9 protein-coding genes and 1 tRNA gene are annotated in these 9,710 nt (G+C 70.6%); 5 read left to right on the plus strand and 5 right to left on the minus strand.

Translation table 11 applies throughout. From position 1 onward, the window contains the following. Positions 1–43 precede the first annotated feature (43 nt). A tRNA-Met gene (locus FV226_RS25735) sits at positions 44–120 on the plus strand. Positions 121–283: 163 nt separating this feature from the next. Here the strand turns inward: FV226_RS25735 and FV226_RS25740 are convergent. Then, positions 284–1,279, minus strand: a complete 996-nt coding sequence (locus FV226_RS25740) for a hypothetical protein (RefSeq protein WP_147765157.1) — start codon at positions 1,277–1,279, stop codon at positions 284–286. Between the two features lie 468 nt (positions 1,280–1,747). On the opposite strand from FV226_RS25740, the gene dnaK reads away from it, so the two are divergent. The 4 genes from dnaK to FV226_RS25760 all read left to right on the plus strand — a co-directional run bounded on the left by dnaK (position 1,748) and on the right by FV226_RS25760 (position 6,309). Next, on the plus strand, positions 1,748–3,664 hold the full coding sequence (gene dnaK / locus FV226_RS25745; protein WP_147765158.1) for a molecular chaperone DnaK: 1,917 nt from the start codon (positions 1,748–1,750) through the stop codon (positions 3,662–3,664). A gap of 207 nt (positions 3,665–3,871) precedes the next feature. After that, a complete protein-coding gene (gene dnaJ / locus FV226_RS25750; RefSeq protein WP_147765159.1) occupies positions 3,872–5,035 on the plus strand; it encodes a molecular chaperone DnaJ in 1,164 nt (387 codons plus the stop codon). Positions 5,036–5,239: 204 nt separating this feature from the next. Next, a complete protein-coding gene (locus tag FV226_RS25755) occupies positions 5,240–5,869 on the plus strand; it encodes an rRNA adenine N-6-methyltransferase family protein (protein ID WP_147751405.1) in 630 nt (209 codons plus the stop codon). Between the two features lie 116 nt (positions 5,870–5,985). Further along, positions 5,986–6,309 (plus strand): hypothetical protein, encoded by a 324-nt coding sequence (locus tag FV226_RS25760; protein ID WP_147751404.1) that lies wholly within the window; start codon positions 5,986–5,988, stop codon positions 6,307–6,309. Positions 6,310–6,346: 37 nt separating this feature from the next. On the opposite strand, the gene deoA is transcribed toward FV226_RS25760, so the two are convergent. From deoA to FV226_RS25780, 4 genes are read right to left on the minus strand one after another with little or no spacing between them, the layout of a single operon-like run. Continuing rightward, entirely contained in the window at positions 6,347–7,645 is a 1,299-nt protein-coding gene (deoA, locus tag FV226_RS25765) for a thymidine phosphorylase (protein WP_147765160.1), read from the minus strand. Continuing rightward, complete coding sequence (gene deoC / locus FV226_RS25770) at positions 7,642–8,400, minus strand: deoxyribose-phosphate aldolase (protein WP_147765161.1); 759 nt, start codon at positions 8,398–8,400, stop codon at positions 7,642–7,644. The genes deoA and deoC overlap by 4 nt, the downstream gene beginning before the upstream one ends. Before the next feature lie 29 nt (positions 8,401–8,429). Continuing rightward, positions 8,430–9,239 carry a purine-nucleoside phosphorylase gene (locus tag FV226_RS25775; RefSeq protein WP_147765162.1) on the minus strand — a complete coding sequence of 270 codons (810 nt, stop codon included), beginning with the start codon at positions 9,237–9,239 and terminating at the stop codon, positions 8,430–8,432. Continuing rightward, positions 9,232–9,660 (minus strand): cytidine deaminase, encoded by a 429-nt coding sequence (locus FV226_RS25780; protein WP_147765163.1) that lies wholly within the window; start codon positions 9,658–9,660, stop codon positions 9,232–9,234. The genes FV226_RS25775 and FV226_RS25780 overlap by 8 nt, the downstream gene beginning before the upstream one ends. Between the last annotated feature and the right edge of the window lie 50 nt (positions 9,661–9,710).

Genomic DNA, 9,710 nt, shown 5'->3' on the forward strand with positions numbered 1-9,710 from the left:
GCAAGCCAACACATCCCCTCGACACGACACTCGATCACCCTGGCGCGGGGTGGAGCAGCCCGGTAGCTCGTCAGGCTCATAACCTGAAGGTCACAGGTTCAAATCCTGTCCCCGCAACCAAACATCATATCCCACATCAGCCGGCTCGCCCAACGCGAGCCGGCTTTTTCGTGTTTTAAGCAGGCACGACGCTAAGCCTTGCCTCTTCACTATCGCGATGATGCAAGGCCTCCCACTCCCGCTCGGAGCAGGGGAGGGGGCTTCTTGCCAGCGATGACATCTTCTACTCGCCTTGCGGCAAGGCGGCAGCGCCGCCGTCCGGGTTCATGCCTTCTACGGGCGGCTTCCGCCGTGGGCGAGGAGGCGCAGCGGGTGCGGTGGCCGCGGTGACGTTGACGCCGAGGCGCGTCGCCAGGGCGAGGGCGCGGTTCTCGGTGACTCGGAGATGGCAGAAGCCGTGGGCGCCTTCGCGCGCATAGGTACGGCAGAGCTGCTCGCGGTCCGAGGAGAACGCGGCCTGCTCCGTCACGATCGGGCGGACGTCCTCGCGCCGCGCCCGCTGGGTCATCAGCTTGTAGTTCTCTCGCACCGCCTTGTCGGCGACGCCCCGGGCCGAGTCGAACTCGGAGGAGCGGGGGATCAGGGTGGCCGCGGCCGGCCCCCACAGGCCGACGGGGGTGGTGGCGCAATCCTGGGCGGAGAACGTGCAGACTGGCGTCGGCCCGAGGCTCGATACCAGCACGCCGCCTTCCGTCACGTCGAACCGCAACGGGCACTCCGCAGCCGCCGCCTCATAACGGGGTACACCTTCCGGCCGGCCCTCCGAGGTCAGGGTGATTGTGCCTCCGCCGCCGAGCGGCACCTTGCAGGTCTCCGTCGGCTGCGAGACTTTGGTGCCCGGCAGCGTGATCCGCGCGGACAAACCCGAGCCGGCGCGCTCGAGCTTGAGGCTGCCGCTCAAGCCGTTGAGCATCAGCTCCTGGCCGACCAGCCCATCTTCCGATGGGGCCTTCAGCACCACGGGGCGCGAGGGGACGACCGGGCGCGGTGCCTCGGGCACGGAGGCCGCGGGATCGTCGGGAAGCGGCGTGCCGGGGATCGGTGCGGCGGGCGGACCCGCCGGGACCCCGCGCGGCGGCACCGGAGGTTTCGCTGCGCGGCCGATCCCGAACAGCTCCTCGAAGAAGTTTTGGGCCGAGGCTTCGCCGGGCATCAGGGCCGCGAGCGCGAAGCAGGGAACCGCGAGAAACGGGATGACGGGGCTGCGGGTCGGACGCATCGGGTCTTTCGGTACGGCGGCAGGTGGCCCGCGCGATGCCGGCCTCGCACCATGCTGGACGCTCTTTACGAAGCGTTAACACGGCTTCGGTGGCGGAGGCGTGGCCGTGGCGCAACAAAATGCAGGCCGGCGGGACGGCGTTCGAGCAAGTCCTGGAGGCGAGTCGGCTCCATAGCGATGCAATGCACGGGCGAAACGAACTCGAAACCCACCGGCCGGCCGCGTTCCGCGTGACGGCGCAAGCACTTGGCGCGATCGCGCATCTCGGAGGCGGCTTTGCCTTGCGAGCCTGCATCGCCCTTCTTATATCCGGCGAGACGCGGGATTAAGCGTGGGATCGGAGCCGTTCGCGGCCCCTGTTCCGGCCCCGGTTCCGTCTCCACATCTTCCAGCACCACACCGCCATGGGCCGAGCTGCTTCGGGGCTCGGCGGTCTGCTTGATCGCAACCAACATAAGGGATCCCACCATGGGTAAAGTCATCGGCATCGACCTCGGCACCACCAATTCGTGCGTGGCCGTGATGGAGGGCTCGCAGCCCAAGGTCATCGAGAACGCGGAAGGCGCCCGCACCACGCCGTCCATCGTCGCCTTCACCGACGACGGCGAGCGCCTCGTCGGTCAGCCGGCCAAGCGCCAGGCTGTCACCAACCCTGACCGCACCTTCTTCGCCATCAAGCGCCTGGTCGGACGCACCTACGACGATCCGATGACGCAAAAGGACAAGGGTTTCGTGCCCTACACGATCGCCCGCGGCGACAACGGCGACGCCTGGGTCGAGGCCGACGGCAAGAAGTACTCGCCCTCGCAGATCTCCGCCTTCACGCTGCAGAAGATGAAGGAGACCGCGGAGGCTCATCTCGGCCAGCCGGTGACGCAGGCCGTCATCACGGTGCCCGCCTACTTCAACGACGCCCAGCGCCAGGCGACCAAGGATGCCGGCAGGATCGCCGGCCTCGAGGTGCTGCGCATCATCAACGAGCCGACCGCGGCCGCGCTCGCCTACGGCCTCGACAAGAAGAAGGCCGGCACCATCGCGGTCTACGACCTCGGCGGCGGCACCTTCGACGTGTCGATCCTCGAGATCGGCGACGGCGTGTTCGAGGTGAAGTCGACCAACGGCGACACCTTCCTCGGTGGCGAGGACTTCGACAACCGCGTGGTCGAGTACCTGACCGCCGAGTTCAAGAAGGAGCAGGGCATCGACCTGACCAAGGACAAGCTCGCCCTTCAGCGCCTCAAGGAAGCCGCCGAGAAGGCGAAGATCGAGCTGTCCTCGGCGACGCAGACCGAGATCAACCTGCCCTACATCACCGCCGACGCCACCGGGCCGAAGCATCTCGCGCTCAAGCTCAGCCGCGCCAAGTTCGAGTCCCTCGTCGACGACCTGGTGCAGCGCACGATCGAACCCTGCCGCAAGGCGCTCAAGGATGCCGGCGTCTCCGCGTCCGAGATCGACGAGGTCGTGCTCGTCGGCGGCATGATCCGCATGCCGAAGATCCAGGAAGTGGTGAAGTCGTTCTTCGGCAAGGAGCCACACAAGGGCGTGAATCCGGACGAGGTCGTGGCCATCGGCGCCGCGGTCCAGGCCGGCGTGCTCCAGGGCGACGTCAAGGACGTGCTGCTCCTCGACGTGACCCCGCTCTCGCTCGGCATCGAGACGCTGGGCGGCGTGTTCACGCGGCTCATCGACCGCAACACCACGATCCCGACCAAGAAGAGCCAGACCTTCTCGACGGCCGAGGACAACCAGAACGCGGTCACCATCCGGGTCTTCCAGGGTGAGCGCGAGATGGCAGCCGACAACAAGCTGCTCGGCCAGTTCGACCTGATGGGCATTCCGCCGGCTCCGCGCGGCATGCCGCAGATTGAGGTGACCTTCGACATCGACGCCAACGGCATCGTCAACGTGACGGCCAAGGACAAGGCGACGAACAAGGAGCACCAGATCCGCATCCAGGCCTCGGGCGGCCTTTCGGACGCCGACATCGAGAAGATGGTCAAGGACGCCGAGGCCAACGCCGAGGCGGACAAGAAGCGCCGCGAGCTCGTCGAGGTGAAGAACCAGGGCGAGAGCCTGGTCCACGCGACCGAGAAGTCGGTGAAGGAGTACGGCGACAAGGTCTCGGAGGCCGACAAGGGCGGCATCGAGACCGCGATGACCGCGCTCAAGACTGCGCTCGAGGGCGAGGACGTCGAGACCATCAAGGCCCGCACGACGGACCTGATGCAGGCCTCGATGAAGCTCGGCGAGGCGATGTACGCGGCCAGCCAGACGCCCGAGGGTGGGCCGGACGCGGCCGCCGGGGCCGAGGCCAAGAAGGACGACGTCATCGACGCCGACTTCTCGGAGGTCGACGAGAAGGACCAGAAGAAGCGGGCGTAAGCTTCGCGCACGAGTTGAAGCGGGGCCGGAGCGATCCGGTCCCGTTTTCGCTTGCGGCGGCGGCGTCCGACCTTCATTCCGGGGCCGCCGACGGCCCCGAAGGTCGGAACGCCGCCGGCCACTGGGACGACCCTTCACGACGACGGCACGACGGCGCCGACTGCCGGGGGCAGGCGGACGGCCGGTTAGGCACTATCGAGGCAAGGCATGTCGAAGCGGGACTATTACGAGATCTTGGGTGTCGCCAAGACCGCGTCGGACGGCGAGATGAAGGTCGCCTTCCGCAAGCTCGCGATGACCTACCACCCGGACAAGAATCCCGGCAACAAGGACGCCGAGATCAAGTTCAAGGAGATCAACGAGGCGTATCAGTGCCTGTCCGACGGGCAGAAGCGCGCCGCCTACGACCGCTTCGGCCACGAGGCCTTCACACAGGGCGGCGGCCAGGGCGGCCCCGGATTCGGCAACGAGTTCGGCGACTTCATGTCGGACATCTTCGACAACTTCTTCGGCGACGGCCGCGGCGGCGGCCAGCAGCAGGCCCGCGGGCGCGGCGGCGCGCCGGGCCGCGAGCGTGGGGCGGACCTGCGCTTCAGCCTGGAGATCACCCTCGAGGAGGCCTTCACCGGCAAGGCCGAGACCATCAAGATCCCGACCTCGATCACCTGCGAAACCTGCGCCGGGTCAGGCGCGAAGCCCGGCTCCAAGCCGCGCACCTGCCAGACCTGCGCCGGCTACGGCCGGGTGCGGGCGGCGCAAGGCTTCTTCGCCATCGAGCGCACCTGCCCGAACTGCCACGGCCGCGGCGAGATCGTCGACGACCCCTGCGCGGCCTGCGCCGGGGCGGGCCGGGTCAACCGCGAGCGGACGCTGGCCATCAACGTGCCGGCGGGCGTCGACGACGGCCTGCGCATCCGCTTGGCCGGCGAGGGCGAGAGCGGCCTGCGCGGCGGGCCGGCCGGCGACCTCTACGTGTTCCTCTCGATCAAGCAGCACGCCTTCTTCCAGCGCGACGGCGCCGACCTGTTCTGCCGGGTCCCGATCTCGATGGTGACGGCGGCGCTTGCCGGCGAGATCACCGTGCCGGTGATCGACGGCTCGCAGACGCAGGTGCGGATCCCGGCCGGCACCCAGACGGCCAAGCAGTTCCGCATCAAGGGCAAGGGCATGCCGGTGCTGCGCGCCCGCGAGGTCGGCGACCTCTACATCCAGGTCTTCGTCGAGACGCCGCAGAACCTGACCAAGCGCCAGCGCGAGTTGCTGCAGGAGTTCGGCCAGACCGCGTCCGACGACAACCACCCCGAGGCCGCTGGCTTCTTCTCGAAGGTGCGCGACTTCCTCGGCGGGTTCGGCGGCACCGCCCGCCCGTAACCCTGTGCAGACCCCGCGGCGTCCACCGGATCAAATCGTCGCCGGCCCGGTTGAGCCTGTGGCCGAGACCGGTTCGATCGGTGCAGGCATGTGTGATCGCATTGTGCTAGGCACGGGCGCGACCTTGCCTGTAAGACAAGTGCCGACCGTCGCGTTCACTGCCGGGATCGCCTTTCGGTGATCCAACCTGAAGGAACACCGGACTTGCCGCCGCTACGTCGTTCCAGTGCGAAAACCTCGTCCGTGAACGCGAAGGTGCGGCGCGATCCGCTGGAGGACGAGGCGCGGTTCCTCAAGTCCTGGCTCGAGCGCCCACTCGTCACCGGCTCGGTCACGCCGTCCGGCAAGATGCTGGCCAGGACCATGGCGGCCTATGTCGACCCGGCCGTTTCGGGGCAGGTGATCGAGATCGGACCCGGTACGGGTCCTGTCACCGAGGCGCTGATCCGCCGGGGCGTCGCGCCCGAGCGCCTCGTGCTGATCGAGTTCAACCCCGATTTCTGCACCCTGCTGCGGCGCCGCTTCCCCGGCGTCACCGTGGTGCGCGGCGACGCCTACGACATCCGCGGAAGCGTCGGCGCGGTGATGACGGGGCCGGCCGCGGCGACCGTCTCCAGCCTGCCGCTCTTCACCAAGCCGCTGGAGCAGCGCCTCGACCTGCTCAACACCGCCCACGACCTGATGCATCCGGGCGCGCCGTTCGTGCAGTTCACCTACGCCGTCGTCCCGCCGATCCCGGCGCGCTGCGCGATGGGCAGCTACACCGCCAGCGGCTCGAACCGGGTCTGGCTCAACCTGCCGCCGGCCCGGGTCTGGGTCTACCGCCGGCCCTGATCGAAGCTGCCCGAACACAATCTGAGCGCGTGCCTCAGGTCACATTCAGGTGAGGCCCGCTATCTCTCCGCTCAACGCCGTCGGCGAAAGCCGCGGCGCACAGCAGGAGAACGCCGATGTCTACGACACCGACCCGCACCAGCCTCGCCCTCGCAGCCCTCGCGCTCGCCGGCGGCCTCGCCCTCGCGGCACCGGCCCAGGCCGCGCCGTTCGCACCGGCCCCGCTCGCCGAAGCTCATGCCGACGTTGTGCAGGCGCAGTACGGCTACGGATACGGCCACCGCCATTTCGGCCACGGCCCCCGCCACTTCGGCTACGGCCCGCCGCGCGGCCGTCATTTCGGCGGTCATCACGGATTCGGCGGCCCGCGCTTCGGGCATCACCATCACCATGGGCGCGGCTACGGCTACGGCCGGGGCTACGGCCGCGGCGGTTGGTAGGTAAGCTCGGGCCGGTGGCGAAAGCCACCGGCCTTCTTCATGGCTTCGGCGCGATCCGCTCGATCACCGCCGGCCCCTCGGCCGCCGCCTCGCCCAGGCTGTAGGCCGCCCGCAACGCGGCCTCCGCGCGATCCGCCGCCGCCGCGTCGGCGGCGTGAACGATCCCGAGCAACCCGCTCGCATCCCCCGGCCGGGCGAGCTCAGAGAATCCCACCCGCCCGTCGATCCCGTCCTCCGGACGGGTACGGCCGCCGCCGAGGCCGATCACCGCGAGCCCGATCGCGCGGGTCGCGACCCGCGCGACTTTACCCTCCGCCCGCACCTCCCGGATCACCGGCGCCGCCGGCAGGTGCCTGGTGGGATGCTCCATCAGGTCGGCGGGGCCGCCCAGCGCGGCGACCATGCGGGAGAACGTCTCCGCGGCCCGGCCCGAGGCGAGGCTCGCCTCCAGCTTCGTGGCCGCCGCGTCGAGATCAGTCGCGAGCCCGCCGGCCACCAGCATCTCTGCGGCGAGCGCCAGGGTCACTGCGTGGAAGCGCGGCTCGCGGCGCCCGGCGAGGTAGTCGATCGCGTAGGCGACCTCCAAGCCGTTTCCGGCGGCGCTCGCCAGCGGCGCGTCCATGTCGGTGATCAGCGCGACGGTGCGCAGGCCCGCGCCGTTCGCCACCGCGACGATGCTGTCGGCGAGCGCCCGCGCCGCGTCGATCCCGGCCATGAAGGCGCCGGAGCCGACCTTCACGTCCATGACGAGGCCGTCGAGCCCTGCGGCGAGCTTCTTGGCGAGGATCGAGGCCGTGATCAGGTCGAGCGATTCCACCGTCCCGGTCACGTCGCGGATCGCGTAGAGCCGGCGGTCTGCCGGCGCGAGGTCCGCGGTCTGGCCGATGATGGCGCAGCCGACCTCGGAGACGACGCGCCGGAACCGGTCGAGGTCGGGCGTCGCGTCGTAGCCGGGGATGCTGGCAAGCTTGTCGAGCGTGCCCCCGGTATGGCCGAGGCCGCGGCCGGAGATCATCGGCACGTAGCCGCCGCAGGCTGCGACCATCGGCGCGAGCACGAGGCTGACCGCGTCGCCGATGCCGCCCGTCGAGTGCTTGTCGAGGACCGGGCCGGACAGGTTCCAGGCCAGCACGCTGCCTGATCGCGTCATCGCCCGCGTCAGCGCCACCCGTTCGGCGATCGACATGCCTTGGAAGAACACCGCCATCGCGAAGGCCGCCGCCTGGCCTTCGCCGACGCGCCCGTCGGTCAGCCCGGCGATGAAGTCGGCGATCTCCGCGGGCTCCAGCGTCGCCCCGTCGCGCTTGCGCCGGATGGTCTCCTGCGGAAGCCTCATGGCGTCGCCTCCGGACTGGTGGCATCCCCGCGGGCGGCCATCAGCACGCCGAACAGGCTGCTGGCGCCGAGTCGGAACGTCCCAGGGCCGGCCCAACCCGACCCCATGATCTGGTCGGCAAGGGCGAGGTAGGTCGCGGCGTCGGCGAGCGTCCGCAGGCCGCCGGACACCTTGAGGCCGCCCCGCCCGGCCTCGCGAATCGCGTGCAGCATGGTCTCGGCCGCCTCCGGCGTGGCCGAGACCGCGCTCTTGCCGGTGGAGGTCTTGATGAAGTCGGCGCCGGCCGCGAGCGCCAGCCGGCTGGCTGTGGCGACGGTTTCGCGGGCCTGCAACTCGCCGGTTTCCAGGATCACCTTCAACGCGGTTCCGGGGCAGGCCTCGCGCACCGCCTCGACCATGAGGCGGACCGCTTCCGCGTCGCCGCGCAGGAGCGCCCGGTAGGGGAGGACGAGGTCGATCTCGTGCGCACCGTCGCGCAGCGCCTCCGCGGTGTCCTCGACTGCGCGGTCCACATCCTCGCCGCCCGCCGGGAAGTTGATCACCGTGGCGATCCGCACCGGTCCGCCCGCCAGCACGCGCGCCGCCTGATGCACGAATTGCGGCCAGACGCAGACCGCCGCGACCCCGCCCGCGCGGGCGTCCCGGCACAGCGCGTCGACCTGCGTCGCCGTGCAGGTGTCGCCGAGGTCGGTCAGGTCGAGCAGCGCGAGGGCGCGCCGGGCGATCGAGGCCGAGTTCAAGGTCGGTTCGGGCATGCGCGCGCGCTTTCGGGGAGGCGTGAGGCTCAAGGATCGCCGGCGGGCAGGCCGGCGACGAAGCTTTGGATCAGCCGGACGAGGTCGCCGGCCGCGGCCGCCGCCGCCTGCTTGGTCTCAGCATGATGCGGGTCGCCGTCGCCGATCCCGGCGGCGCGGTTCGTCACCACCGAGAGCGCGGCGACCGGCAGGCCGAGGAAGCGGGCGAGGATCACCTCCGGCACCGTCGACATGCCGACGAGGTCGGCGCCGAGCAGCCCCGCCATCCGCACCTCGGCCGGGGTCTCGAAGGACGGCCCGGAGAACCACGCGTAGACGCCCGCATGCAGGGGGATGCCGCAGGCGGCCGCGGCCGCATCGAGCCGGGCGTTCAGGGCGGGGTCGTAGGCCCGCACCATCGGTACGAAGCGGGCGTCGCTCGGCTCGCCGACGAGCGGGTTCATCCCCGACAGGTTGAGGTGGTCGGACAGCCGCACGAGGCTTCCGGGGCCGGCCGCCGGCATCAGCGAGCCGGAGGCGTTGGTGAGTAGCAGGCAGGCGGCGCCGAGGGCCTGCGCGGCGGCGAGCGGCACGCGCATCGCGGCGGCGTCCCCATACTCGTAGGCGTGCGCCCGACCCTCGAACACCAGCACCCGCCGCCCGGCGATCGAACCGCGATGAAGCCGCCCGCGATGGCCGCTGACGCCGGCGCCCGGAAAGCCGGGGATCTCGGCATAGGGCCGCGAAATCGCATCCGCGAGCCCGTCGGCGAGGCCGCCGAGCCCGGTGCCGGCGACGATCGCGCAGGCATAGGGGCCGGCAAAGCCCGCCGCGCGCAACGTGTCGACCGCCTCAGTCACCGAGCATCTCCTGGACGAGCGTTTCGGGCCCGAAGGAGTCCGGCAGCAGCGCGTCGAGGGTGAAGCTGCGCCGGACCCCCTCCGGCCCCGCCGCGTGGATCGGCGTCGCGGGCGCGGCGAATTCGCGGATGCGCTGCCGGCAGGCGCCGCAGGGCGTGACGAGGCCAGCGCCGTCGCCGAGCACCAGGATTTCGCGGATGCTCCGGCCGCCGGCCAGGATCATCGCGGCGATCGCCCCGGCCTCGGCGCAGGTGCCGACCGGATAGGCCGCGTTCTCGACGTTGCAGCCGGCATGGATCGCGCCGTGCTCGTCGCGGAGCGCTGCGCCGACCGCGAAGCGCGAGTACGGCGCATGCGCCCGGCCGCGTGCCCCGGCGGCGGCGTCGAACAGGGCGGCGAGGTCGAGAGGGGAGGGCGGCATCCCCGATCATTGGCATCGCCCGGCGTGAGCTGTCGAGGGGGGCGCGGGGC

It is taken from the genome of Methylobacterium sp. WL12, assembly GCF_008039475.1.
Classification (GTDB): Bacteria; Pseudomonadota; Alphaproteobacteria; order Rhizobiales; family Beijerinckiaceae; genus Methylobacterium; species Methylobacterium cerastii.

Excerpts from the sequence above, each read along its gene's own strand:
- FV226_RS25740 (WP_147765157.1), bottom strand. The coding sequence starts at position 1,279 with ATGCGTCCGACCCGCAGCCCCGTCATCCCGTTTCTCGCGGTTCCCTGC.
- dnaK (WP_147765158.1), top strand. The coding sequence starts at position 1,748 with ATGGGTAAAGTCATCGGCATCGACCTCGGCACCACCAATTCGTGCGTG.
- dnaJ (WP_147765159.1), top strand. The coding sequence starts at position 3,872 with ATGTCGAAGCGGGACTATTACGAGATCTTGGGTGTCGCCAAGACCGCG.
- FV226_RS25760 (WP_147751404.1), top strand. The coding sequence starts at position 5,986 with ATGTCTACGACACCGACCCGCACCAGCCTCGCCCTCGCAGCCCTCGCG.
- deoA (WP_147765160.1), bottom strand. The coding sequence starts at position 7,645 with ATGAGGCTTCCGCAGGAGACCATCCGGCGCAAGCGCGACGGGGCGACG.
- deoC (WP_147765161.1), bottom strand. The coding sequence starts at position 8,400 with ATGCCCGAACCGACCTTGAACTCGGCCTCGATCGCCCGGCGCGCCCTC.
- FV226_RS25780 (WP_147765163.1), bottom strand. The coding sequence starts at position 9,660 with ATGCCGCCCTCCCCTCTCGACCTCGCCGCCCTGTTCGACGCCGCCGCC.